Here is a 24,971-nt window from a genome sequence, read left to right as displayed (position 1 = left end):
ATTCCCTGTACCGGGCTCTCGCGATCTCGGCCCGCGCCCTCAACCCGCTGGCGCGGCCAGATCTCCACAACACGCACCCAACCGCCGAGATCGGTCCGCATCCGCAATGGTTCGAGCCTGGCCGGATCGTCTCCCTCGACCCATGGGGGCATATGGTCGGCGAGATCTACAAGGACGAGATCGCCGGCGGCCTCGACATTCGGCCCAGCATCGCGGTCACCAAGGCACGCCTCAACATGCCCGAGATCCTCTCCGCCATGGGGGCGAAGCGTCTCAAGGCCGATGGCGGTTTCCTGCATGAATCCGGCGACATCTCGGTCACAAAGATCGCGGTCGATCCGGTCTGGTACCTGCCGGGCATCGCCCAGCGCTTCGGCTGTTCCGAGGGCGAGCTGCGCCGCACCCTGTTCGAGCAGACCGGCGGCATGTTCCCGGAACTCGTCACGCGGCCCGACATGAGCGTGTTCCTGCCGCCCATCGGCAACACCACGGTCTATGTGGTAGGCGACGTCTCGCGCCTGAGCGATACCAAGACCCGCATCGCCTGCCGCGTCCACGACGAGTGCAACGGCTCCGACGTGTTCGGCTCCGACATCTGCACCTGCCGGCCCTATCTCGTTCATGGCATCGAGGAGTGCGTCCGGGAGGCGCAGGATGGCGGCGTCGGCGTGATCGCCTATAACCGCAAGGAAGGCCGTGCGCTCGGCGAGGTGACCAAGTTCCTGGTCTACAATGCCCGCAAGCGGCAGGAGGGCGGCGACCAGGCCGCCACCTATTTCGAGCGCACCGAATGTGTGGCCGGCGTGCAGGATGCGCGCTTCCAGCAGCTCATGCCCGATGTCCTGCACTGGCTCGGCATCCGCCGCATCGACCGGCTCATGTCCATGTCCAACATGAAGTATGACGCCATCACGGAATCTGGCATCGAGGTGGTGGAGCGGGTGCCGATCCCGGCCGAGCTCGTGCCGCCGGATGCGCAGGTGGAGCTGGAGGCCAAGAAGGCCGCCGGCTACTACACGCCGGACGGCGCGCCCGACGCGGCCGAGCTGACGCAGGTGAAGGGCCGCGACCTGGAGCGGTTTTGACGAATTGCCATGGAAACGGATGCCGGCTTGCCTGTCGGCATCCGTTCGTTTTTAACCTTCCCGTCAAACGGCCGGCGGCCGGGATGCCGCGCCGGCTTGAGATTATGCTATCGCTCGCGACCCGAAAGCACCGGAGCCCTGTGTGACCGACCAGCCTGACCTGTCTCCAGAAACCCAAGCCGCGCGAAGCCTTCTCTCCGCCGCCGCCGTCCGCGAACGGTCGCACCAGCTCCTGCGGGCCGGGCTCGAAGGCCGCCTTCGGCATTTCACGGTCGATCTCGATCAACTGGAGCCTTGCGCCGACGAGGTCGTCAAGACGATCCGCGCAGCCTATCCGTCGCTCGACATCCCCTTCCATGCCCGCTGGCGCCATTTCTCAGCTGGCGGTCATGACCGCTGGGATTCGGTAATGCACGGCGCCCCTTGGGAAACCGCCGCCGACATGGCCCGCGCCGCCTTCGATCTCGCCATCGTGTCCGTCCTGCTCGATGCGGGTGCGGGTGCGCAGTGGCGCTACGAGGAAGGCCGCACGGGCGAGACCTATACCCGGTCGGAGGGCCTGGCGGTCGCAAGCTTCGACATGTTCGTGAGCGGCGCCTTTTCGAGCAAGCCCGAGGATCCGTTCCGCGTCGATGCCGACGTGCTCATGACCCTCACGGCCGAGGATCTGGCCGAAGGTTTCCAGGTCTCAGGCAGCAACCCGCTCGTCGGGCTCGAAGGCCGCGCTGCCCTGCTGAACCGTCTCGGCCGCGTGGTGGCGACGAATCCCGACATTTTCGGGCAGGTCGATGATCCCCGCCCGGGCGGTCTGGTCGACGTCATCGCCGCCAGCGCCGAGGATGACAGCATCAAGGCGACCACGATCCTGGAGGCGTTGCTCACCCATCTCGGGCCGATCTGGCCGGGCCGGATCACGCTGGGCGGAGTCGATCTCGGCGATACCTGGCGCCATCCCCTGGTCGAGGCGCCGGACGTCACGAAGGGGCTGATCCCCTTCCATAAGCTCTCCCAGTGGCTCTCCTATTCCCTGATCGAGCCGCTTGAATGGGCGGGCTTCACCGTCGTGGACATCGACGGCCTCACGGGCCTGCCCGAATACCGCAACGGCGGGTTGTTTCTCGACACGGGCGTGATCGCCCTGAAGGATCCGGCGGACGCAACGCGTCCCCACGCGGTCGATTCCGATCTCGTGGTGGAATGGCGGGCCTTGACCGTGGCCCTTCTCGACCGCATTGCCGAACCGATCCGCGCGAAGCTAGGATTCGCCGCGAAGGATTTCCCTCTCGCCAAGGTGCTGGAAGGCGGCACCTGGGCGACGGGACGCAGGCTCGCGAAGGAGAAGCGCGGCGACGGCTCGCCCCCTCTCACCGTGATCAGCGACGGGACTGTTTTTTAGATGAATTAGCACACGACGATCAAAGAGGAAAAGAACATGCAGGGCGTCACCGTGGTCGATCATCCGCTGGTTCAGCACAAGCTGACCCTGATGCGGGACAGGGAGCGTTCGACGAAGGGCTTCCGCCAGCTCCTGAACGAGATCGGCATGCTGCTCTGCTACGAGGTCACCCGCGACCTGCCCATGGAGCGCATCGAGATCGAGACTCCGATGACCAAGATGGAAGGCGCGCAGATCGCCGGCAAGAAGCTCGTTTTCGCCCCCATCCTGCGCGCCGGCGTCGGCTTCCTCGACGGCATGCTCACTCTGGTTCCCGCCGCCCGTGTCGCCCATATCGGCCTCTACCGCGATCCGGAATCGCTCCAGGCCGTCGAATACTATTTCAAGGCGCCGTCCGATCTCGCCGACCGCATGGTGCTGGTGCTCGATCCGATGCTGGCCACCGCGAACTCGGCCGTCGCGGCCATCGACCGGCTGAAGGAGCGCGGCGCCAAGGACCTGCGCTTCGTCTGCCTGCTCGCCGCCCCAGAGGGCATCGAGAAGCTGCGCGGCGCGCATCCCGACGTGCATATCTGGACCGCCTCCATCGACGAGCGCCTCAACGACCACGGCTATATCGTGCCGGGGCTGGGCGATGCCGGCGACCGGATGTACGGCACGCGTTAATCAAGGGATCACCGGCCTTGCGCTTCATCGTCGCCGATTGGGGAACGACCCGCTTTCGTGGCTATCTGATCGAGAACGAGACCATTCTCGATCAGGTCTCGTCGGACGAGGGCGTGTCGGCCCTGAAAAAGGGCCAGCATCGCGATGTGTTCCTGCGCCAGTGCGGCCATTGGCTGAAGGCGGAACCCGACGCTCCGATTCTTCTCGTCGGCATGGTGGGAAGCCGCGAGGGCTGGGTCGAGGCGCCGTATGCCGCCTGCCCCGCGGGCCCGGCCGAAATCGCCCGGGCGCTCGCGCCGGTGGATCTGGAGAACGGCCGCAAGGGCTACATCATCCCCGGCCTGTTCTGCGAGCCTGCTCCCGGTGCCGCCGACGTGATGCGCGGCGAGGAAACGCTGGTTCTCGGCGCGGGCATCGAGAACGGCCTGATCTGCTCGGCCGGCACCCATCCGAAATGGATCGAGATGCGCAACGGACGCATCGAGCGCTTCGCCACCTACATGACTGGCGAGATGTACGCGCTCCTGCGCGAGCATTCCATGATCGGCCGCCCGGCCACCGAGCCAGAAGACCCGCGGGGCTTCGACCTCGGCCTCGATGCCGCACAGCGCAACAGCGGCGAAGGCAGGGTCGGCCTGCTGCACCTCCTGTTCAGCGCCCGCGCCTCCGTGGTCTCTGGCCGGATGAACAGCAATCTGCTCGCGCCCTACCTCTCCGGCCTGCTGACGGGTGACGAGATCAACGGCGCTCTGTCGCAATTCGGCCGCCCCTCCTCCGTCACCATCCTGGCCGCGCCGGAGCGCGCGGAACTCTACATCCACGCCCTCAGGCGCCACGGTATCGAGGCGAAGACGAAGGACATGCAGCACGCCCTGATCGCAGGGCTCGCACGCATCGTGCGCGAGCACGCGATCGGATGATCCCCATTCGATCTCGCCTGAAGACTGAACTCCGATTCTTTCACCACTAGGTCAAAGCCGATGCCCCATCCCCTCCTCGCCTCCGCGACCGATGCCTCGAAGCCGATCTGGCTCGTGACCGAGCAGACCTGGCCGGACGTAGCAGGGCAGCTCCCGTCGCTGGCGCAGAGCTTCGCGAAGGCCCAGGGCTTCGAAGGCAAGGCCGGAAGCCATTGCCTGCTGCCGGATGCCGACGGCGCCGTCATGGGCGTGGTCTTCGGCCTCAACAGCCCCGATGCCCGGCACAACGATCCGTTTCTCGTCGGCAAGCTTCCGACCGTCCTACCGGACGGCGTTTATCGCTTCGAGGCGGATGCGCCGGACCCGACGCTCGCCGCGCTCGCCTGGCTGCTCGGCAGCTACAGCTTCAACCGCTACCGCACGCGCCGCGAGAAATCCGTTCGCCTCGTGACGCCGAAAGGCGTCGATGCCGAGGAGATCTCGCATATCGCGAACGCGGTCGTGACAAGCCGCGATCTCGTCAACACGCCGACCAGCGACCTCGGTCCCGACGGCATCGAGGCGGCGGCACGCCAGCTCGCGGAGAAGCACGGCGCCACCTTCACCAGCATCGTTGGCGATGCTCTGCTCGAGCAGAACTTTCCGATGATCCACGCGGTCGGGCGCGCATCGTCCATCCCGCCGCGTCTCATCGATTTCACCTGGGGCAAGGCCGACGCGCCGCGCGTCACGCTTGTCGGCAAGGGCGTCGCCTTCGATACCGGCGGCCTCGACATCAAGCCCGCCTCGTCCATGCTGCTCATGCGCAAGGACATGGGCGGCGCGGCCGCGACACTCGCGCTCGCCTCCATGATCATGGACGCCAAGCTTCCCGTGCGCCTGCGCGTGCTGATCCCCGCCGTCGAGAATTCCATCTCCAGCAACGCTTTCCGGCCCGGCGACATCCTTGCGAGCCGCAAGGGCATCAGCGTCGAGATCGGCAACACGGACGCGGAAGGTCGGCTTATCCTGGCCGACGCTCTCGCGCTGGCGGACGAGGAAAGCCCAGAGCTTCTCGTCGATTTCGCGACGCTGACGGGCGCGGCCCGCGTGGCGCTCGGCCCCGAACTGCCGCCCTTCTACACCGACGATGATGCGCTCGCGGCCGATATCGCCCGTCACGGCTCGGGCGTGAACGACCCCGTTTGGCGCATGCCGCTCTGGGCTCCTTATCAGAGCCAGCTCGATTCCAAGTTCGCCGACATGAACAACACCGGCGGGCCAATGGGCGGCTCGATCACCGCTGCCCTGTTCCTGCGCCGTTTCGTATCGGCCGCCAAGGCGCATGTGCATTTCGACATCTTCGCCTGGAACAGCTCCACCAAGCCGGCGAGGCCGGAGGGCGGCGAGGTTCAGGCGGCGCGCGCCATGTACGCGCTCCTGAAGGAGCGTTACGGTTCATAAGCCGGTAGCTTTGTAGCACCCCAGAGATTAGAACGACGGCATGACCGTCCAGGAGCCGCCCCGATGAGTTTCGACCGCCGCACCACGCCTGTCCGTGAGGATCTCGCCGATGAGCGCCTGCGCGGGCAGGTCGCGGCCGAGCGCTTCACCGCCGGTAAGGTGAAGCGCGTCATCGCAACCTTCTCGCCCCTGCACCGCCACCCGTCCCGCGAAGCGCCGGTGGACACGCAGGCGATCTTCGGGGAGAGCGTGACGGTCTACGACGAGCACGAGGGCTGGGCCTGGGTGCAGCTCCATCACGACGGCTATGTGGGGTATCTGCCGAGTGCGGTTCTCGGCGAGCCTGGATCGGAGCCGACCCACAAGGTCAGCGCCGTGCGCACCTTCATCTATCCGGGCCCCAACCTGAAGCTTCCCTTCCAGGATTACCTGACGCTGAACTCCAAGGTTGCTGTCACGGAAACGGAAGGCAATTACGCGCGCCTCGCCACCGGCGGCTGGGTCTTCGCCTCGCACCTGAGCGGTCTCGACGCTTTCGAGACTGACTATGTGGGCGTCGCCGAGCGTTTCCTGCACACGCCCTATCTCTGGGGCGGCAAGACGAGCCTCGGCATCGACTGTTCGGGACTGGCGCAGACCGTTCTGACCGCCGCCGGCATCAAAGCCCCGCGCGACAGCGACATGCAGGAGCGCGAGCTCGGCACTCCCGTCGAGGTGAAGCCGGATCTAACCGGCCTCAGGCGTGGCGACCTCGTGTTCTGGAAAGGCCATGTGGGCCTGATGATGGACGAGACGAACTTCATCCACGCCACCGGCCACAGCATGATCGTGATGATCGAGCCGCTGTCGGTCGCGGAAGAACGCATCCGCAGGACGAGCTACGGGCCGATCAGCTCGATCAAGCGGCTTTCATGATCTTTCCGGATCCTTCGGTTTTTCTGATTGCTGCCTTCGGCGTCTTCGTCATCGCCTTTATGAAGGGAGCATTCGGCGGTGGCTTGGCCATCATCGGCATTCCAATATTGTCGCTCGTGATGGATCCCATCACAGCAGGTGCGTTGCTGGCGCCTCTTTTCGTGCTGATGGACCTAGCTGCACTCTATTACTGGCGGCCCAAGACCTGGTCGAGGATCGACCTGTTCCTGCTTCTTCCAAGCCTCGCCTGCGGCACGGCTCTCGGCTTCATGTTGTTGAAAGTGACCGATCGGAACGCGGTCGCGATACTTATTTCGCTGATCACTCTTGCCTTCACGGCTCTATGGTTTCGCGGCGGCGGTCAGGTCGTGCAACGGCCCCGCTCCAAGGTAAAAGCCGTGCTGGCTGGAACCACCTCGGGCGTTACTTCGATGATGGCCCATTCCGGCGGCCCACCCGTGGCCATGTACCTTCTGCCCCTTGGTCTTCCAAAAGCCGTCTATGCCGGGACGACCAGCAGCTTCTTTGCCGCCGGCAACCTCATGAAGGCCCTGCCATGGCTGGCGCTTGCCCAACCGACATCAGAACTCTGGAGTCTGATGCTGCTCTGTCTGCCCTTCATTCCATTCGGTGTGTGGTCTGGCTTCCTGCTGCATGAGCGCCTCGATCAGAAGCAGCTTTATCGTATCTGCTACGCCCTGCTGGCCGCGACGGCGCTCAAACTGTTGTGGGATGGGCTGAAGGGCTACGGGGTGCTTTGACACCCCGCTCCTCAATACCCGCGTTTCTTGTCCACCACGTTCTCGAACGCCTTCCCGGCCTCATGGCGGCGGATCTGCTGCGCGATGTAGCGCGCCGTCGCTTCCGGTTCGCTCGTCGCCGAATTGTGCGGCGTGATCGTCACGCGCGGATGCATCCAGAGCGGAGAGTTCTCCGGCAGGGGTTCCGTCTCGAACACGTCGAGGGTTGCGGCCGTCAACGTCCCGTCGTCGAGACAGGCGAGAATGTCGGATTCCACCTGCAGCTTGCCGCGTCCCGCATTGATCAGGACCGGCCCGCCGAGCCTGCCGTCGCGCGCGAGCTTTTCGAACAGGGAGCGGTTGAGGATACCCTTCGTGTCGGGTGTGAGCGGCATGAGGACGATGAGGATGTCGGTGCGGTTGAGGAAGGACGTCAGGCCCTCTTCGCCAGCATAGACCTCAAAGCCCTCGACGGCTTTCGGCGTGCGGCTCCAGCCGGCCACGTCGAAGCCCATCATCTTCAGCTTACGCGCCGCATCCTGGCCGAGGACACCGAAACCCATGATGCCGACACGCACGTCCCCGGCAATCGGAGGAGCGCGATCGGGATTCCAGCGCTTGGCCTTCTGGTCCTCGTCGAAGCGGCGCTGCTCGCGCAGATACATGAGGCAGTGCAGCACCATGTATTCGCTCATGCGATGCGTGAGATCGTCCTGCGCCACACGCACGATGGGCACATCAGGGAGATCGGGATAACCCATCAGGTGATCGACACCCGCGCCGAGCGAGAAGATCGCTTCGAGGTTCGGCAGATTGGAGAGACTTCCCGGCTTCGGCCCCCAGGTCGCCACGTAGCGAACAGCGCTCCTGTCGAAATCCTCGCCCAGCACGACGATGTCCCGGTCGGGCAAATGGCGGGTGAAACGCTCGACCCAGGGCTGCGTCTCCCAGGTGACGGCAACGAGAAGGCTCATGCGGTTGCTCCGATCCGTTCCAGGATGGCGGGTCCGGGAGCGGCCTCGCCGTCGCCGATGGTGTAGGCGGCGCGAACGGCGCGAGCCGCCGCCTCGGCGGCTTCCTCGCTGCGCGCATGCACGATGGCGAGCGGGCGCGAGGCATCGACGGTCTCGCCGATGGCCGCGAGATCCGTCAGACCGACCGCATGATCGATCGGATCCTGCGGTCGCGTACGGCCGCCGCCGAGCGCCACGACGGCAACGCCGACCGCACGCGCGGCAACCTTCTGCACGATGCCGGAACGCTCCGCATGGATCGCGCGGATGACAGGGGCGGCCTGCAGATGCGCCTTGTGGTTCTCCAGGAAATCGGCCGGTCCGCCCAACGCCGCTACCATGCGCTGAAAAACCTCGGCCGCCTTGCCCGAAGCAATCGCATGCTCGATTTTTTCTCGCGCCTCCTCGATGCTCGCGGCGAGCTTGCCGAGCAGCAGCATCTCGGCGGAGAGCTCCACCGTCACCTCGTGGAAGCGCTTTTCGCGGCGGCGGCCCGTCAGGTAATCGACCGCATAGGCCATCTCGACCGCGTTGCCGGCGGCGGAAGCGAGCGACTGGTTCATGTCCGTGAGAAGAGCGCTCGTGGGCAGTCCCGCTCCGTTGGCGACGAGCACCAGGCTCTCGGCGAGCTTGCGCGCGTCGCCCGCATTGTCCATGAACGCGCCGGAGCCGAACTTCACGTCCATCACCAGGCCTTGCAGCCCCGCGGCCAGCTTCTTCGAGAGAATGGACGCGGTGATGAGGTCGATGGATTCCACCGTCGCGGTCACGTCGCGGATGGCGTAGAGGCGCTTGTCGGCCGGCGCGAGATCGGCGGTCTGGCCGATGATGGCGCAGCCGACCTCCCGCGTCACGCGCCGGAACGTGTCGATGTCGGGCTGCGTCACGTAGCCGGGAATGGAATCGAACTTGTCGAGGGTGCCGCCCGTGTGGCCGAGCCCGCGTCCGGAAATCATCGGCACGTAGCCGCCGCAGGCCGCGACCGCGGGACCGAGCGCGAGGCTGACCGTATCGCCGACGCCGCCCGTCGAGTGCTTGTCGAGCACCGGACCCGGCAGGTCCCAGGTAAGCACCGTGCCGGAATTCATCATCGCGCGCGTGAGCGCCACGCGCTCCGGCACGGAGAGGCCCCGGAAGAAGATCGCCATGGCGAAGGAGGCCGCTTGGCCCTCGGTGACGCGGCCCGCCGTGAGCCCCTCGATGAAGTGCTCGATATGCGCGGGATCGAGGGTGCCGCCATCGCGCTTGTGGCGGATGATTTCCTGCGGAAGAAGCGTCATGTCAGTAGGTTCCGGTGGCCGTCGTTCCGGCCCGTCCTTCGATGGCGGCAATCAGCGCGTCGTAGACGCTGCTCGCCCCGATGCGGAATGTCTGTGGCGTTGCCCAGCCCGACCCCATGATGCGGTCGGCGAGATCGAGATAGATCTTCGCGTCGGCCACGGTGCGGATGCCGCCGGAGGGCTTGAGGCCGACGGGCTTACCGGAAGTCTTGATGGCCTTGAGCATGATCTCGGCCGCCTCGGGCGTCGCGGAAACCGGCGTCTTGCCCGTCGAGGTCTTGATGAAATCCGCGCCCGCGTCGATGGCGAGACGGCTCGCCGCCTCGATCAGCGCCGGATCCTTCAGTTCGCCCGTTTCCAGGATCACCTTGAACAGCCGCCCCTGATCGACCAGATCGCGTACGGCCTCCACCATCTCGGCGGCCACAGTCACGTCGCCTCTGCGCAGGGCCTCGTAGGGCAGCACGAGATCGATCTCGTTGGCGCCGTCGGAGAGCGCCTCCTGCGTGTCATCCGTGACGCGGCTCACATCCTCGCCGCCGGCGGGGAAATTCACCACCGTGGCGATGCGCACGAGCGAGCCGCGGAGATTCTCCTGCGCCCGCTTCACGAATTGCGGCCACACGCACACGGCCGCCACCGGCCCATGCGGATCGAGCGCCTTCTTGCACAGCGCATCGATGGCCTGATCGGTGCAAGTGTCCGTGAGATCGGTGAGATCGAGACTGCGCAGGGCGCGGGTTGCTAGGGGCGCATCAGACATGGGACAGCTCCGCAACGAAGGACCGGATGAGACGCTTGAACTTCTCCGACGCTTCCGCCGCCGTATCCTTGGTTTCCTGATGCGAGGGCGAAGCGCCTTCGATCCCGGCCGCGAGGTTCGTGACGACGGAAACGGCCGCGACCTTCAGACCATAATAGCGCGCGAGGATCACCTCCGGCACCGTGGACATGCCGACGAGATCGCCGCCGAGGATCTGCACCATCCGGATCTCGGCCGGCGTCTCGAAGCTCGGGCCGGACAGCCAGGCATAGACGCCCTCGGGCAGCGCGATTCCGCTCTTCCTGGCGGCACGCTGCAGCACCTGGCGCAGATCCGGGTGATAGGCGTCGGTGAGGGAGACGAAGCGGCCCTCCGTGTGATCGCGCAGCAGCGGATTGGCGCCCGAGAGATTGAGATGGTCGCTGATCGCCACGAGACTTCCGGGACGGATCTCCGCACGCACGGAGCCGGCCGCGTTGGTGGCGACGAGGACCGGAATGCCGAGCTCCTTCACGAAAGCGACAGGGAGGCGCATCGCACCCGCATCTCCGGTCTCGTAATAATGCGCGCGGCCCTGGAACAGCAGCACCCGCTTGCCTTCGAGCGTGCCGGCAACGAGCTTGCCCGCATGGCCGGAGACGCCGCTCTTCGGGAAATGCGGAATCTCGGCATAAGGCAGGCTCACCGCATCGCTGACTTCGTCGACGAGGGTGCCGAGCCCCGTGCCGAGCACGAAGGCCGCATCGAAATGGCCGTCGAAGCCGCGGGAGCGCACGAACGCGGCCGCCTCTTGAATCATCTGCTGCATCGTCATCGTTTCAGGCCCGGAATGCAGGCCTTCCTTTCATTGTCGCAATCGATCCAGGACCGATCCTAGCGATCGGTCAAATTGTCCGGTCCGAAGGAGAAGGGCAACAGCTCGTCGAGCGTGAAGCGTCTGCGGATTCCCTCGGGCCCCGCAACGTGAATGGGCGTCTCGGGCGCGGCGAATTCGCGGATGCGCTGGCGGCAGCCGCCGCAGGGGGTGACGAGATGCTCGCCCTCGCCCATCACGACGATGGCCGCGATGCGGCTTTCGCCAGCCGCGATCATGGCCGAGATGGCGCCTGCTTCGGCGCAGGAACCGACCGGATAGGCTGCGTTCTCCACGTTGCAGCCGGTAAAGATCCTGCCGTCGGGCGTGGCGATGGCCGCGCCGACCTTGAAGCGCGAGTAAGGCGCATAGGCCTTGGCCTGGATCGCCTTGGCGGCCTCGAACAGGGTGTCCAACGAAGCCATGATCAGCGCTCCTTCACATAGGGCACGCCGGCGGCGCGCGGCGGAATGGCCTTGCCGATGACGCCTGCGAGCAGAATGACGGTCATGAGATAGGGCAGCGCCTGGATGGCCTGGACCGGCACCTCGCCGACCCCCGGCAGGGAAATGCCCTGCAGGCGGATGGCGATGGCATCGAGCAGGCCGAAGAGGATGCAGGCGCCGAGGGCCGGCCAGGCCCGCCACTTGGCGAAGATGAGCGCGGCAAGTGCGATGAAGCCCTTGCCGGCCGTCATGTTGTTGAGGAAGCCCGCCGATTGGCCGACCGAGAGATAGGTTCCGCCGATGCCGCAGAGAACGCCCCCGATGACGACGGCGGTGTACCGCAGGCCTGTGACCGAAATGCCCGCCGTATCGACGGCGGCCGGGTTCTCGCCGACGGCGCGCAGGCGCAGGCCGAAGCGGGTGCGCCCCAGCACGAACCAGGTGAGCGGCACGGCGAGCAGCACCACATAGACCAGCACCGAATGGCCGAAGATCACATCCTCGAAGCGCTGCGCACCCTCCAGCGGTGGCGTGCGTCCGCCCTGGTTGTACCAAGCGTTCCCCACGATGGCAGTGAGCCCGGCGGCCAGCATGTTGATGGCGACGCCGGACACGATCTGGTTGCCGCGCTGGCTGATGGATGCAAAGCCGTGGATGAGGCCGAAGACCACCGATGCGCCGATACCGGCGACGAGACCGAGCCAAGCCGATCCGAAGGCGTAAGCCGCCGCCGCGGCCGCAAAGGCCGCCACCAGCATCTTGCCTTCGAGGCCGATATCCACCACGCCCGAGCGCTCCGACCAGAGCCCCGCCAGGCAGGCAGCGAGAAGCGGGATCGATAGGCGCAAGGCCGAGTCGAAGATCGCCACGAGATTGCTGAGTTCCATGGCTCAGGCCCTCGCCAGTTTTTGGCGCGTGAACAGGTGTGCCACCGCACGCCGGAACAGCCCGTCGAGGGCGCCGGCGAACAGGATGATGATGCCGCCGATCACAACCACCATGTCGCGGGTGATGGCCGGCTGCTCGAAGGCGAGTTCGGCGCCGCCCTGGTAGAGAATGCCGAACAGCAGCGAGGCCAGGATGATGCCGACGGGGTGTGCGCGTCCCATGAGCGCCACCGCGATGCCGACGAAGCCGTAGCCGGAGGTGAATTCGAGCAGCAGGCGATGCTGGTAGCCCATGAGTTCGTTGACCGCGAGACCGCCCGCCAGCGCGCCGGAGATGACCATCGCGATGATGATGATCCGCGCCGGCGAGATGCCCGCATAGACCGCCGCCGTGGGGTTGGAGCCGACGACGCGGATCGCATAGCCCAGGCGCGAGCGGTAGATGAGAAGCCACACGAAGTAGGATGCTGCGAGGGCCAGCACCAGGGTTAGGTTGAGCTGCGAGGCCGGGATCTCAATGCCGAAGGCGGCGAAGACGTCGTGCATGAAGGGAATGTTCGCGGCTTCAGGAAAAGCGCGCGTCTCCGGATTCATGGATTGCGGCTCGCGCAGGACGTTCACGAGCAGATAGACGATGAGCACGCTGGCAAGCCAGTTGAACATGATCGTCGTGATGACGATATGGCTGCCGCGTTTCGCCTGGAGATAGCCGGGAATGGCCGCCCAGGCGGCCCCGAAGGCGGCCGCACCCAGGATTCCAAGCGGGATCAGCAGGAAGCCCGGCAGGAAGGTGAGATTGTTGAGCACGAGCGCGATGCCGAGACCCGCGAGCGTCGCCTGCCCCTCACCGCCAATGTTGAACAGCCCGGCGTGGTAAGCCACCGCGACAGCCAGCCCGACGAAGATGAAATCAGTCATGTAGAACAAGGTGAAGCCGAGCCCCTCCCCGGTGCCGAGGCTACCCTGGATAAGATAGCGCGTCGCCGAGAGCGGGTTTTCGCCGATGCCGAGCACGACGAGACCGGCGACGAGAAAAGCCGCCACCACGGAGATGGCGGGCACGAGAACCGTGTCGGCCCATTTGGGCAGGTCGAGAGGAGCACTCACGTCTGAGAATCCGGCAGGAACATATGACCCTGCTCATCGAGAGGAAAGAACGGGTTCCAGGCCACTTCCCATAGGTGCCCGTCGGGATCGGCGAAATAGCCCGAATAACCGCCCCAGAAAACATCGTGCAGCGGCTTTATGGGACGCGCACCGGCCTTCACGGCAAGCGTATAGACCTCGTCGGCCTCTTCCTTGGAACGGGCATTGTAGGCAAGCGTGATGGCGGCAAAGCCGGTGGGCCTGTCCTCGACGCCCGCATCCGCAGCGAGATCGGCGCGGCCGAACAGACCGAGCGCCAGGCCGTTCGCCTGGAAGAAGGCGACGCTGGGTTGGCTTGCAGAAGACGCCTTCCAGCCCCAGGCTTCGTAGAAGGCGCGGGACTTCGGGAGATCCGCGACGCCAAGGGTGACGAGAGTCAGTCGTGGTTGCATCAGGCGGCCTCGTCCGTCACGCCGGCCATGAGCAGGCCCAGGTCCTGCTCGTTGGTCTCGGAGGCTTTCCGTTCGCCCGTGATCCTGCCGCCGCACATGGTGAGAATGCGGTCCGACAGATTCATGATCTCGTCGAGCTCCACCGAGACGAGCAGGATCGCGACGCCCGCGTCGCGCAAGGCGATCAGGCGGCGGTGAATGAACTCGATGGCCCCGATATCGACGCCGCGCGTCGGCTGGCCGACGAGGAGCACCTTCGGGTTGCGCTCGATCTCGCGCGCCAGCACGATCTTCTGCTGGTTGCCGCCAGAGAACTTGGACGATTTCAGCCGCGGCGCGGGCGGGCGCACGTCGTACTGCTCCATCTTTTTCTCGAGATCCGCGATCAGGCGGTCATGGTCGAGAAGCGGCCCGCGGCCGAGCCGCGGTTCATCGCTGAAGCCGAGGATGGCGCTCTCGAAGGCCGGGAAGGCGGGAACAAGCCCCATGCGCAGCCGATCCTCCGGCACGTGCAGCAGGCCGAGCTGGCGCATGCGGTGCGGGTTGTGCTCCGAGGACGGGATGTCCCGTCCCTCGAGCCGGATCGTGCCGAGCGCCGGCTGGCGCATGCCGGCGATGGCCTCCAGGAGCTCGCTCTGGCCGTTGCCGGCGACGCCCGCGATGCCGACGATCTCGCCCGCGCGAACCGTGAAGGATGCGTTCGCCACGCGCACCACGCCGCGAGAATCGACGACGGTCAGATCGCCGATTTCGAGCAGCGGCGCACCGGGAATTTTCTCGGCTTTCTCGACGCGCAGGAGCACGCGACGTCCCACCATCAGCTCCGCCAGTTCCGGCGGCGAGGTATCGGCGGTCTCGACGCTCGCGACCATCTCGCCGCGCCGCATGACCGAGACGCGGTCCGTGATCGCCATGATCTCGCGCAGCTTGTGCGTGATGAGAATGACAGTCTTGCCCTGCTCCTTGAGCGAGCGAAGCAGCCCGAACAGGGCATCCGCCTCGGGTGGCGTGAGCACGGCGGTCGGCTCGTCGAGGATGAGGATATCGGCGCCGCGATAGAGGGCCTTCAGGATCTCGACGCGCTGCTGCAGGCCGACGGAGAGGTCGCCCACGGTGGCGTCCACGTCGATCTCCAGCCCGTAATCCCTGGCGAGCCGCGCGAGTTCGGCCCGCACCTTGGCTTCGCCCACGCGCAGCATGGCGCCGCCCTCGGCGCCGAGCATCACGTTGTCGACCACGCTCAGGGGCTCGACCAGCATGAAGTGCTGGTGAACCATGCCGATGCCGGCATTGATGGCATCGTTGGGGGACCGGATGGAAATCGGCTTGCCGTTGACGCGGATCTCGCCGGAATCCGCCTCGTAGAAGCCGTACAGGATCGACATCAGGGTCGACTTGCCCGCCCCGTTCTCGCCGACGATGCCGTGGATCGTGCCGCGTTCCACGCGCAGATTCACGTCCTTGTTGGCATGAACAGCGCCGAAGCTCTTGTTGATGGCGATGAGTTCAATGGCTGGGGACATCGGCCTCGAATGATCTGCCGGCAATGATGAAACGAGAGCCGGATCTTATCGGAAAAACAAAATACGGTCGAAAAAAGATTTGGCCGCAGGCCTTTGCGGTCCTGCGGCCAAAACATGCATCAGCTTACATCGGGCACTTGGAGTCCGACATGTAGTCGTGCACCTTGATGGAGCCGGACTTGATGCCTTCGGCAGCCTTGTCGGCAGCGGCCTTCATCTCGGGGGTGATCAGCGACTTGTTGTTGTCATCGAGCGACCAGGCCACGCCGTCTTCCTTGAGACCGAGAACCTGGAGACCGCCCTTGAAGGAACCCTTCTTGGCCTGGTCGAAAACGTTGTAGGTCGCTACGTCCACGCGCTTGACCATGGAGGTCAGGATCTTGCCGGGATGCAGGCCGTTCTGGTTCGAGTCGACGCCGATGCCGAGCTTGCCCGCGTCGGCGGCGGCGCGCATCACGCCCACGCCCGTGCCGCCGGCCGCATGGTAGATCACGTCGGCGCCGCGATCGATCTGGCTCTTGGCGAGCTCGCCGCCCTTCACCGGATCGTTCCAGGCAGCACCCGTGGTGCCGGTCATGTTCTGGAACACCTCGGCGTCCTTCTTGGCGTATTTCACGCCCTGGACGTAGCCGCAGGCGAACTTGCGGATGAGCGGGATGTCCATGCCGCCCACGAAGCCGACCTTGCCGGTCTTGGAGGCCTGGGCCGCCAGGAGGCCGACCAGGAACGAGCCCTCATGCTCCTTGAACACGATGGATTCCACGTTCGGCTTCTCGACGACGGCGTCGATGATGGCGAACTGGGTCTTCGGGAACTCCTCGGCCACCTTCTTCAGCGCCGTTTCCTGGGAAAAGCCGACGGCCACGATGGGCGAGAACCCGTCACGGGCGAAGCGGCGCAGGGCCTGCTCACGCTGAGCGTCGTTCTGCGGCTCGAAATCGCGGTAATCGGTGCCAGTGTCCTTCTTGAACTTCTCGGCGCCCGTGTGAACACCCTCGTTGAAGGATTTGTCGAATTTTCCGCCGAGATCGTAGACGACCGCGGGCTTGAAGGCCGCCTGCTGCGCGAAGGCAGCCGAAGCGGAGAAGGCAAGGCCCGCGAGCGCGAGGCCAAACTTGGTTACTGTCATCGGCTTTGTTCCCTGTTAGACGCCGGCTTGGTGCCGGTTGCCCCATGACGATGGCATGGCAAGGGTCACAACGCCAAGGCCCCTGTCAAGACGGCATGTTATTTCCTTCAAGGAATGGTTGATAGCTAAACCCAATCCCGTAAGGTCACGATATGCCGCTCACATCCGACGAAATCGACCGTTATGCCCGCCACCTCGTTCTGCGCGATGTCGGCGGCCCGGGACAGCTGAAACTCAAGGCCGCGCGCGTGCTCGTCATCGGGGCCGGCGGCCTGGGTGCCCCGCTGATCCAGTACCTCGCCGCAGCCGGCATCGGCGCCATCGGCATCGTCGACGACGACGCGGTGAGCCTGTCCAACCTGCAGCGGCAGGTGATCCATTCCATGGCAGATCTCGGCCGGCCCAAAGCGGAGAGCGCTGCGGCCGCCGTCGGGCGTCTCAACCCGCATGTGACGGTCGAGCCCCACCTCACCCGGCTCACCCCCGACAATGCCCGAGGCCTGATCGGCCGCTACGACATCGTGGCCGACGGATCGGACAATTTCGACACCCGCTATGCGGTGTCGGATGCCTGCTTTTTCGAGAAGAAGCCCCTGGTGACGGCGGCCCTGGGCCAGTTCGACGGCTCGCTCACGACGATCCGGGCTCATGAAAACGGCCCGGACGGCAGGCCGAACCCCACCTATCGCTGCCTCTTCCCCTCCCCGCCGCCGGCCGGCGCGGTCCCGACCTGCGCGGAGGCAGGGGTTCTCGGCGCCCTGGCCGGGGTCATGGGGAGCCTGATGGCCCTGGAGGTGATCCGGGAGATCGTCGGTTTCGGCGAGAATCTGGTGGGGCGCCTGCTGATGGTCGATGCCCGCGCGATGCGGTTCGATACGGTCCGCTATCAGTGGGATGAGGGGAACCCGTTGAATGGGCTCAACAAACCGTCATCCCGGACGGAGCGCAGCGAAGATCCGGGATCGTTCGGGGAGTAATCGGATGGCTGAGGTATTCTACGTTTATATTCTGGCGACCAGGAAGGACGGACCGCTCTATGTCGGGGTCACGAGCGACCTGAATAGGCGCGTCTTCGAACACAAGACCCACGCCATGCCAGGGTTTACGGCGCGGTACAACGTAGATCGGTTGGTCTACTTCGAGCTCTTCGAGAACCCGGTGACAGCCATTGCCCGCGAAAAGCAGCCCAAGAAGTGGCGCCGCGCATGGAAAGTCGGGTTGATCGAGCGCGACACCCCGGAATGGCGGGATTTGGCGGAAGAGTTCGTTCCGTAAACCCAAGTTGTCATCCCGGACGCGGCAACGCCACGATCCGGGATCGCAAGACGAGTAAAGCGCCCTGTTCTGAAAGCGATCCCGGGTTCCGCTACGCGGCCCCGGGATGACCATTTTGGGATCAGCTCCGCAAAACCGCGCCGGTCTTCTTGGCGACTTCTCCGACGATCTTGGCCGAGACGGACTCGATCTCCACGTCGGTGAGGGTCTTTTCCGTCGGCTGCAGGGTGACGGCGATCGCTACGGACTTCTTGTCCGGGTCGATGCCGGTGCCCTCGTAGATGTCGAACACATCGACGCCCACGATCAGCTGGCGCTCGGCGCCCTGCGCGGCCTTCACGATGTCGCCGGCGGCCACGTCGCGGCCGACCACGAAGGCGAAGTCGCGGGTGAGCGGCTGGAAGTCTGGAAGGTTGAGCTTCGGCTTCATCTTGGTCGGCTTCGCCTTGGGCGGCGGCAGCGCGTTGAGGTTGAGCTCGAAGGCCACCAGCGGCCCCTTCAGGTCGAGCGCCTTCAGCACCTTCGGATGAACCTCACCGAAAGCCCCGACCACGTTCTTGGGCCCGAACTGCAGCGTGCCCGAGCGGCCAGGATGGAACCAGGCCGGGCCGCCGGGGACAATCTGGAGACCGCCCGAGGGTATTCCGAGAGTGGCCAGCAGCGCGAGCACGTCCGCCTTGGCGTCGAAGGCATCGACGGCCTCGGCGCGGCCATCCCAGTGACGGCCGACGCCCTCGGCCCGCGCGGTGCCCCGACGTACCGCAGCCGCCTTGATGGACTGGCCTTCCGGCTCGTCGGACGCGAAGGTCTGGCCGACCTCGAACAGCGCCACGTCGCCGTAGCCGCGATCCGCATTGCGCTGCGCGGCCTTAAGCAGGCCCGGCAGCAGGCTCGGGCGCATGTCGGAGAGTTCCGCCGCGATCGGGTTGGCGAGCGCAAGCCGCGCATCGCCGCCGCCGAACAGCTCCGCCTCGCTCTTGGCGATGAACGACCAGGTGACTGCCTCGACCAGCCCGCGCACGGCCAGCGAGCGACGGGCAAGGCGTGTGCGCTTCTGGATCAGGGTCAGGATGGGCTTCGCAACGGCGGCTTCGAGGCGCGGCAGCGGCTGCGGCGCGATGCGGTCGACGCCCGCGATGCGGATGACCTCCTCGACGAGATCTGCCTTGCCGTCGATGTCGGGCCGCCAGGACGGCGCCGTGACGCTGACGCGCTCGCCCGAGCCCTGGATGCCGAAGCCGAGCTTCTTCAGAATCGTTTCCGATTCTGAAGGTTGCACGTCGAGGCCAGACAGACGCGGCACTTCCGACCACGGGAATTCGACCGTGAGCCGGTTGTCCGGCACCTGGCCGGCCACGAGAGCCTCGGACGGCTCACCGCCGCACAGGTCCATGACCAGCTTGGTGGCGAGGTCGAGACCCGGCATGGTGAAGGCGGGATCGACGCCGCGCTCGAAGCGGTAGCGCGCATCGGTGATGATGCCGAGCTTGCGGCCGGTCTGCGCGATGTTGAGCGGATCCCAGAGGGCCGACTCGATCAGCACGTCGGTTGTGGCCTCGTCGCAGCCCGAATGCTCGCCGCCCATGATGCCGCCGATGGATTCGACGCCGTTCTCGTCAGCGATCACGACGACGCCTGGATCGAGCTTGTAGGTGCGCGTGTCGAGCGCCAGAACCTCCTCGCCCTCCTCGGCCCGACGGACGGTGAGGTTCCCCCTCACCTTCTTGGCGTCGAAGACGTGGAGCGGGCGGCCCCTGTCGAAGGTCATGTAGTTGGTGATGTCCACCAGGGCGTTGATCGGACGAAGGCCGATGGAGAGCAGACGACGCTGCATCCATTCCGGTGACGGGCCGTTCTTCACGCCGCGCACGAGGCGCAGGGCGAAGACCGGGCAGAGCTTCTCGTCCTCGATCGTCACCGAGACCGGACAGGCGCCCTGGCCCTGGACAGGCGCGATGGCATCGTTCTTGAGCGTGCCGAGGCCGGCGGCCGCGAGGTCGCGGGCGATGCCATGGATCGACGTGCAATCGGGACGGTTCGGCGTGAGGTTGATCTCGATCACCGGATCATCGAGGCCCTCATAGGCCGCGTAGGGAACACCCACCGGCGCATCACCGGGCAGGTCGATGATGCCGTCGTGATCGTCGGAGATCTCGAGTTCCGCCGCCGAGCACAGCATGCCGGCGCTCTCGACGCCCCGGATGGTGCCGACGCCCAGCGTGATGTTCTTGCCCGGAATGTAGGTGCCGGGCGGCGCGAACACGCTCTTCATGCCGGTGCGGGCGTTCGGGGCGCCGCAGACGACCTGGATCGGATCGCCCTCGCCCGTATCGACCATGCACACGCGCAGGCGATCGGCGTTGGGGTGCTGCACGGCGGAGATCACATAGGCCACCTTGTAGGGCGCCAGCGTCTTCGCCTTGTCCTCGACCCCTTCGACCTCCAGGCCGATGCGGGTGAGGGTCTCGACGATCTCGTCGAGGGGGGCCGAGGTCTCAAGATGATCCTTCAGCCAGGAGAGGGTGAATTTCAAGACACTGTTCCTTGAGTGTCATCCCAGACTGGCAAAGCCAGATCCGGGATCGTGTTCCGAATGGGGAGCTTCACTGGTTTCGCGACCCCGGCTCTTCGCTTTGCTTCGGCCGGGATGACGCTTACGAGGTGAGGCCGCTCACTAGGCTCGGGATGTCGAGCGGGCGGAAGCCGTAATGGTTCAGCCAGCGCACATCGGCCTCGAAGAAGGGACGCAGGTCCGGCATGCCGTATTTCAGCATGGCGATACGGTCGATGCCCATGCCCCAGGCGAAGCCCTGGTACTCGTCGGGATCGAGGCCGCAATTGCGCAGCACGTTCGGGTGGACCATGCCGCAGCCCAGGATTTCGAGCCAATCCGTTCCCTCGCCGAAGCGGATCTCGCCGCCCTTGCGCGAGCACTGGATATCGACCTCGGCGGACGGTTCCGTGAACGGGAAGAAGGACGGCCGGAAGCGCATCTTCACCTGCTCGACCTCGAAGAAGGCCTTGCAGAACTCCTCCAGGACCCACTTCATGTGCGCGATGTTGGCCTGCTTGTCGATGACGAGGCCCTCCACCTGGTGGAACATGGGCGTGTGGGTCTGGTCCGAGTCGTGGCGGTAGGTCCGGCCGGGGATGATCACCCGGATCGGCGGCGCCTTGGACGTCATCGTGCGGATCTGCACCGGCGAGGTATGCGTGCGCAGCACCTTGCGCTCGCCCTTCTCGTCGGGGGCCAGGAAGAAGGTGTCGTGCATTTCGCGGGCCGGGTGGCCTTCCGGGAAGTTGAGAGCCGTGAAGTTGAGATAATCCGTCTCGATATCCGGCCCCTCGGCCACGGAGAAGCCCATGTCGGCGAAGATCGCCGTCAGTTCCTCGATCACCTGGCTGATGGGGTGGAGGCGGCCGCGGGCTTCGGGGGCCTCGGGCACGGGAAGCGTCACGTCGATGCGCTCGGCCGACAGGCGGGCTTCGAGCGCGGCCTCGGCGAGCGTGTCCTTCCTGGCCGCGATGGCGGCCTGAACCTTGTCGCGCAGCCCGTTGATGAGCGGTCCGCGTTCCTTGCGCTCCTCGGGCGTCATGGAGCCGAGGGTCTTCAGGAGTTCGGAGACGGAGCCCTTCTTGCCGAGCGCGGAGACGCGCACGGTTTCGAGAGCCGCTTCGTCGCCGGCGGCATCGACCTGGGTGAGCAGGTCACGTTCGAGTTGATTGAGATCGGTCATCGGTCCCTTGCCAGATGCAAGCGCTTTGAGTGAGGCGCGGCGCGGGAACCGTCAAGTCTTCCGAGCCGCGAAATGGCAACCGACAGCGCAAAAAGGCCGTCAGCGCGAATGGTCTCGGAGAAGGGGGAGTAAGGCGGTGCGGCTGAACGGGCCAGCCGCACCGAAATCTGGTCTATCCGACGCTTTAAGCGGCCTGCTGCGGCAGGGCGGCCTTGGCGGCGTCCACGTAAGCGGCGAAAGCCGCCGGCTCATGGATGGCCATTTCGGACAGGACCTTGCGATCCACCTCGATCCCAGCCTTGCCGAGACCGTCGATAAATCGGGAATAGGTCAAGCCATGCGTACGGACGGCAGCGTTGAGACGCTGGATCCAGAGAGCGCGGAAGGTGCGCTTCTTGTTGCGACGGTCACGAGTGGCATATTGCATGCTCTTCTCGACCGCCTGCTTGGCGATGCGGATCGTGTTCTTGCGGCGGCCGTAGAAACCCTTGGCTGCCTTGAAAACCTTCTTGTGCTTGGCGTGGGCGGTAACGCCCCGTTTGACGCGGGCCATTTAAAAACTCCTTCAAAATCCAGGATGTGGGAAAAGAACCGCCTTAGCCGTTCGGCAGGAAGTACTTCTTCACGTTGTACGCGTCGCCCTCGAACAGGGTCGTGGTGCCGCGCAGGTTGCGGATCTGCTTCTTGGTCCGCTTGATCATCCCGTGGCGCTTGCCGGCCTGGGCGTAAACGACCTTGCCGGTGCCAGTGATCTTGAAGCGCTTTTTCGCGCCAGACTTCGTCTTCAGCTTGGGCATTTGGCTCTCCTTTGGACAGGCGTCCGGAGCGGCAAGCCGCACCTTGGCCTTTTCATTGCTGCATTGAGCAAAACGAACCGCCACGGCAGCCCTAACAGCCGGGCGGTTCAATGAAGGGCGGCTTATGACAGAGGAACGCCCAAAAAGCAATGGCCGCCGGAACCCCGACGGCCATGAATTTCGCTGGAGAAAGAGCGCCCTTAGCGCGGTGCCAGAACCATGACGACCTGACGGCCCTCGAAGTTCGGCTCCATCTCGACCTTGGCGAGATCGCCCACATCGGCCTTGACCCGGTCCAGAACCTTCAGGCCGAGGCCTTGGTGCGCCATTTCGCGGCCACGGAAGCGCAGGGTGATCTTCACCTTGTTGCCTTCCTCGAAGAAGCTCTTCATGGCCTTCATCTTGACCTCGTAATCGTGGTCGTCGATGCCGGGACGCAGCTTGATTTCCTTGACCTCGACCGTCTTCTGCTTCTTACGGGCCTCGGCGGCCTTCTTCTGCTCGAGAAAGCGGAATTTGCCGTAATCGAGGATCTTGCAGACGGGAGGAGTGGCGTTCGGCGAGATCTCCACGAGATCAAGGCCTGCCTCTTCGGCAACCTTGAGGGCATCGAAGAAGGGCACAACGCCCCGGTTCTGCCCTGCATCGTCGATCAGCTGTACTTCGCGAACACCGCGAATGTCTCGGTTGGCGCGCGGTCCGTCCTTCTGCGGCACCGGCATGGCTCTCATTGGTCTGCGAATGGCTCGTATCTCCTGTTGAGGGCTAGGCTGCCGACCGGGGATTTCGGAGAAATCCCTGCTGGTACGCTCAGCCTTGCCACGAATGAATCGACATTTCGCGCAAATCTGCGGGAAGTCAACTCGTTCTATGAGTAAAACGGCCTGTCAGGAGGGCTGAATACACATCGAGGGTGCTGGAAACCATGCGTTCGAGCGAGAAATGGCGCTCCACATGGGACCGGGCCCTCGCCCCGAGGGCGATCCTCGCGCTGGCCCCCAGGCCCAAGGCCGACCCGACCGCTTCGGCCAGCGCATCGACGTCTCCGGCCGGAACCCGCCAGCCGGTCCGCTCGTGCGGCGGGACAGCGGGCGGGGCCAGGACCGTCTCCGGAACGGCCCCGAGATCGGACACGACCACGGGCGTTCCCATGGCCTGGGCCTCCACGGCCGAGCGGCCGAAGGCTTCCGGCTCCGTTGAGGGCACGGTGACAACCGAGGCCGCCAGGAAGGCGGCCGGCATGTCGGTGCAATGGCCGACCCGGCGCACGATTCCCTTCAGCTTGCGGGCCGCAATCAGGCTGTCGAGTTCCTTCTCATAGGCTTCCCTCCCCTGCGGATCCCCCGCCAGGATGTAGGCCACATCGTTGATCCCGGCGTCACGCAGCTTGGCCGCCGCTTCGATCAGCACCTTCTGGCCCTTCCAGCCGGTGAGTCGGGCCGCCAGCAGGACCACGCGCTCGTGCGGAGCGACCTCCCAGGCCTTCCGCAGGGCCTCGATACGCTCCGGCGCCACCGCATGGGGCGAGAAGACGGAGAAGTCGGTGCCCCGGTGGATGACCCGGATGCGGTCTGCGGCCTGGGGATAGACCGAGCGGATCAGCTCGCCGGTATAGTGCGAATTGGCGATGACCGCGTCGCCCCGCGCCATCACGGAATTGTACAGGACCTTGACCGATGAGCGGCCGGAATAGCTGCCGTGATAGGTGGTGACGAAGGGAATGTTCAGGGAGCGGGCGGCCCCCAGCCCTACCCAGGCGGGGGCCCGGGAGCGCGCATGCACGAGGGAAACCCGCTCCTGATGGCAGATCCGGGCGAGCTTTCGCACGTTGACGAGCATGGAAAACGGGTTCTTCGTCGCCGCTGGGAACGGGATCCACACGCCGCCTTTGGTCTGGAGCTCGCCGACCAGCCGCCCGCCCTCCGTGGCCACGAGGGCACGGGCGCCGGCATGGACAAGCCCCTCGGCGATATCGACCGTGGTGCGCTCCGCCCCTCCGGCTTCGAGCTCGGGCACGATCTGCAGGATGGTCCGACCCTCCAGCGGATGCACATGAGAGGACGGAAATGCCATCCCTCCGCCGGGTCGCGTTGAAAAACTCACGGATGTAAGAGCCTTCTCAAAAGAATCGTCTAGAAACGGTTGCTTCAAAGCAGTTGAGGATGAGTTAACCATGCCGCAAAGCGTCACGGTAGGCCAGGATGCCCGCTCCATCGCGGTTTTATTCCGGGACGGCAAAGGGCCGCCCGTCGTCTGGCTCGGCGGGTTCAAATCCGACATGCGCGCCACCAAGGCGACCGCCCTCGACGACTGGGCGAAGGAGAACGGCCGCGCCTTCCTGCGGTTCGACTATAGCGGTCACGGCGAATCAGGGGGAGCCTTCGAGAACGGCACCATCTCCCGCTGGCTCGAGGATGCGCTGTCCGTCATCGAGCGGTTCGTGAGAGAGCGCCCCATCCTGGTCGGCTCGTCCATGGGGGGCTGGATCAGCCTGCTGGCGGCCCGCCGACTCATGGAGACGCGACCCGAGATCGCACCGGCGGGGATGGTCCTCATCGCCCCCGC

25 protein-coding genes and 1 pseudogene are annotated in these 24,971 nt (G+C 65.4%); 10 read left to right on the top strand and 16 right to left on the bottom strand.

The window, feature by feature from the left end; all coding sequences use genetic code 11:
• From OC446_RS07055 to OC446_RS07025, 7 genes are all read left to right on the top strand, one after another.
• Window positions 1-1,085 (top strand): GTP cyclohydrolase II (locus tag OC446_RS07055; RefSeq protein WP_262028345.1); only part of this gene is annotated, 1,085 nt, incomplete at its 5' end.
• Between the two features lie 142 nt (window positions 1,086-1,227).
• On the top strand, window positions 1,228-2,481 hold the full coding sequence (locus OC446_RS07050) for a URC4/urg3 family protein (protein ID WP_262028344.1): 1,254 nt from the start codon (window positions 1,228-1,230) through the stop codon (window positions 2,479-2,481).
• Window positions 2,482-2,517: 36 nt separating this feature from the next.
• A complete protein-coding gene (gene upp, locus OC446_RS07045; protein WP_262028343.1) occupies window positions 2,518-3,147 on the top strand; it encodes a uracil phosphoribosyltransferase in 630 nt (209 codons plus the stop codon).
• Between the two features lie 17 nt (window positions 3,148-3,164).
• A complete protein-coding gene (locus tag OC446_RS07040) occupies window positions 3,165-4,067 on the top strand; it encodes a 2-dehydro-3-deoxygalactonokinase (protein WP_262028342.1) in 903 nt (300 codons plus the stop codon).
• A 60-nt stretch (window positions 4,068-4,127) separates the two neighbouring features.
• A complete protein-coding gene (locus tag OC446_RS07035) occupies window positions 4,128-5,510 on the top strand; it encodes a leucyl aminopeptidase family protein (RefSeq protein WP_262028341.1) in 1,383 nt (460 codons plus the stop codon).
• A 63-nt stretch (window positions 5,511-5,573) separates the two neighbouring features.
• Window positions 5,574-6,425, top strand: coding sequence for a C40 family peptidase (locus OC446_RS07030; protein WP_262028340.1), 852 nt, complete (start codon window positions 5,574-5,576; stop codon window positions 6,423-6,425).
• Entirely contained in the window at window positions 6,422-7,186 is a 765-nt protein-coding gene (locus tag OC446_RS07025; RefSeq protein ID WP_262028339.1) for a sulfite exporter TauE/SafE family protein, read from the top strand. The genes OC446_RS07030 and OC446_RS07025 overlap by 4 nt, the downstream gene beginning before the upstream one ends.
• A gap of 11 nt (window positions 7,187-7,197) precedes the next feature.
• Here the strand turns inward: OC446_RS07025 and OC446_RS07020 are convergent, their stop codons facing one another.
• The 10 genes from OC446_RS07020 to OC446_RS06975 form a co-directional block, all read right to left on the bottom strand.
• Window positions 7,198-8,139 (bottom strand): 2-hydroxyacid dehydrogenase, encoded by a 942-nt coding sequence (locus OC446_RS07020; protein ID WP_262028338.1) that lies wholly within the window; start codon window positions 8,137-8,139, stop codon window positions 7,198-7,200.
• Entirely contained in the window at window positions 8,136-9,458 is a 1,323-nt protein-coding gene (gene deoA, locus OC446_RS07015) for a thymidine phosphorylase (RefSeq protein ID WP_262028337.1), read from the bottom strand. The genes OC446_RS07020 and deoA overlap by 4 nt, the downstream gene beginning before the upstream one ends.
• A 1-nt stretch (window position 9,459) precedes the next feature.
• Entirely contained in the window at window positions 9,460-10,221 is a 762-nt protein-coding gene (gene deoC, locus OC446_RS07010; protein WP_262028336.1) for a deoxyribose-phosphate aldolase, read from the bottom strand.
• Window positions 10,214-11,035: a purine-nucleoside phosphorylase gene (locus OC446_RS07005; protein WP_262028335.1), complete on the bottom strand. Its 822-nt coding sequence runs from the start codon at window positions 11,033-11,035 to the stop codon at window positions 10,214-10,216. The genes deoC and OC446_RS07005 overlap by 8 nt, the downstream gene beginning before the upstream one ends.
• Window positions 11,036-11,094: 59 nt before the next feature.
• The gene (locus OC446_RS07000; protein ID WP_262028334.1) at window positions 11,095-11,499 is read right to left on the bottom strand and encodes a cytidine deaminase; all 405 of its coding nucleotides are present in this window, start codon (window positions 11,497-11,499) and stop codon (window positions 11,095-11,097) included.
• A gap of 2 nt (window positions 11,500-11,501) precedes the next feature.
• The gene (locus tag OC446_RS06995; protein ID WP_262028333.1) at window positions 11,502-12,407 is read right to left on the bottom strand and encodes an ABC transporter permease; all 906 of its coding nucleotides are present in this window, start codon (window positions 12,405-12,407) and stop codon (window positions 11,502-11,504) included.
• Window positions 12,408-12,410: 3 nt separating this feature from the next.
• The gene (locus OC446_RS06990; RefSeq protein ID WP_262028332.1) at window positions 12,411-13,514 is read right to left on the bottom strand and encodes an ABC transporter permease; all 1,104 of its coding nucleotides are present in this window, start codon (window positions 13,512-13,514) and stop codon (window positions 12,411-12,413) included.
• The gene (locus tag OC446_RS06985) at window positions 13,511-13,945 is read right to left on the bottom strand and encodes a VOC family protein (protein WP_262028331.1); all 435 of its coding nucleotides are present in this window, start codon (window positions 13,943-13,945) and stop codon (window positions 13,511-13,513) included. Before OC446_RS06985 ends, OC446_RS06990 begins: the two co-directional genes overlap by 4 nt.
• Window positions 13,945-15,468: an ABC transporter ATP-binding protein gene (locus OC446_RS06980; protein ID WP_262028330.1), complete on the bottom strand. Its 1,524-nt coding sequence runs from the start codon at window positions 15,466-15,468 to the stop codon at window positions 13,945-13,947. Before OC446_RS06980 ends, OC446_RS06985 begins: the two co-directional genes overlap by 1 nt.
• A gap of 124 nt (window positions 15,469-15,592) precedes the next feature.
• A complete protein-coding gene (locus tag OC446_RS06975; protein WP_262028329.1) occupies window positions 15,593-16,597 on the bottom strand; it encodes a BMP family protein in 1,005 nt (334 codons plus the stop codon).
• 152 nt (window positions 16,598-16,749) lie between these two features.
• On the opposite strand from OC446_RS06975, the gene OC446_RS06970 reads away from it, so the two are divergent.
• Both OC446_RS06970 and OC446_RS06965 read left to right on the top strand, forming a co-directional pair.
• Window positions 16,750-17,574: a HesA/MoeB/ThiF family protein gene (locus OC446_RS06970; RefSeq protein WP_262028328.1), complete on the top strand. Its 825-nt coding sequence runs from the start codon at window positions 16,750-16,752 to the stop codon at window positions 17,572-17,574.
• Between the two features lie 4 nt (window positions 17,575-17,578).
• Window positions 17,579-17,872 carry a GIY-YIG nuclease family protein gene (locus tag OC446_RS06965; protein ID WP_262028327.1) on the top strand — a complete coding sequence of 98 codons (294 nt, stop codon included), beginning with the start codon at window positions 17,579-17,581 and terminating at the stop codon, window positions 17,870-17,872.
• Window positions 17,873-17,993: 121 nt separating this feature from the next.
• Here OC446_RS06965 and pheT read toward each other — a convergent pair whose 3' ends face one another.
• From pheT to OC446_RS06935, 6 genes are all read right to left on the bottom strand, one after another.
• On the bottom strand, window positions 17,994-20,405 hold the full coding sequence (pheT, locus tag OC446_RS06960; protein WP_262028326.1) for a phenylalanine--tRNA ligase subunit beta: 2,412 nt from the start codon (window positions 20,403-20,405) through the stop codon (window positions 17,994-17,996).
• A gap of 121 nt (window positions 20,406-20,526) precedes the next feature.
• The gene (gene pheS / locus OC446_RS06955) at window positions 20,527-21,609 is read right to left on the bottom strand and encodes a phenylalanine--tRNA ligase subunit alpha (protein ID WP_262028325.1); all 1,083 of its coding nucleotides are present in this window, start codon (window positions 21,607-21,609) and stop codon (window positions 20,527-20,529) included.
• A gap of 184 nt (window positions 21,610-21,793) precedes the next feature.
• Window positions 21,794-22,162, bottom strand: a complete 369-nt coding sequence (rplT, locus tag OC446_RS06950) for a 50S ribosomal protein L20 (protein WP_009494554.1) — start codon at window positions 22,160-22,162, stop codon at window positions 21,794-21,796.
• 43 nt (window positions 22,163-22,205) lie between these two features.
• The gene (gene rpmI / locus OC446_RS06945; RefSeq protein WP_009494553.1) at window positions 22,206-22,406 is read right to left on the bottom strand and encodes a 50S ribosomal protein L35; all 201 of its coding nucleotides are present in this window, start codon (window positions 22,404-22,406) and stop codon (window positions 22,206-22,208) included.
• A gap of 200 nt (window positions 22,407-22,606) precedes the next feature.
• Window positions 22,607-23,128, bottom strand: a complete 522-nt coding sequence (gene infC, locus OC446_RS06940; RefSeq protein WP_262028324.1) for a translation initiation factor IF-3 — start codon at window positions 23,126-23,128, stop codon at window positions 22,607-22,609.
• 136 nt (window positions 23,129-23,264) lie between these two features.
• Window positions 23,265-24,479, bottom strand: coding sequence for a glycosyltransferase family 4 protein (locus OC446_RS06935; protein ID WP_262028323.1), 1,215 nt, complete (start codon window positions 24,477-24,479; stop codon window positions 23,265-23,267).
• 100 nt (window positions 24,480-24,579) lie between these two features.
• Between OC446_RS06935 and OC446_RS06930 the strand changes: the two are divergent.
• A pseudogene (locus OC446_RS06930) lies at window positions 24,580-24,971 on the top strand (alpha/beta hydrolase); the annotation flags it as partial.

The organism is Microvirga sp. Mcv34 (assembly GCF_024519725.1).
Taxonomy (GTDB): Bacteria; Pseudomonadota; Alphaproteobacteria; order Rhizobiales; family Beijerinckiaceae; genus Microvirga.
This window is presented reverse-complemented; position numbering and strand designations above follow the sequence as displayed.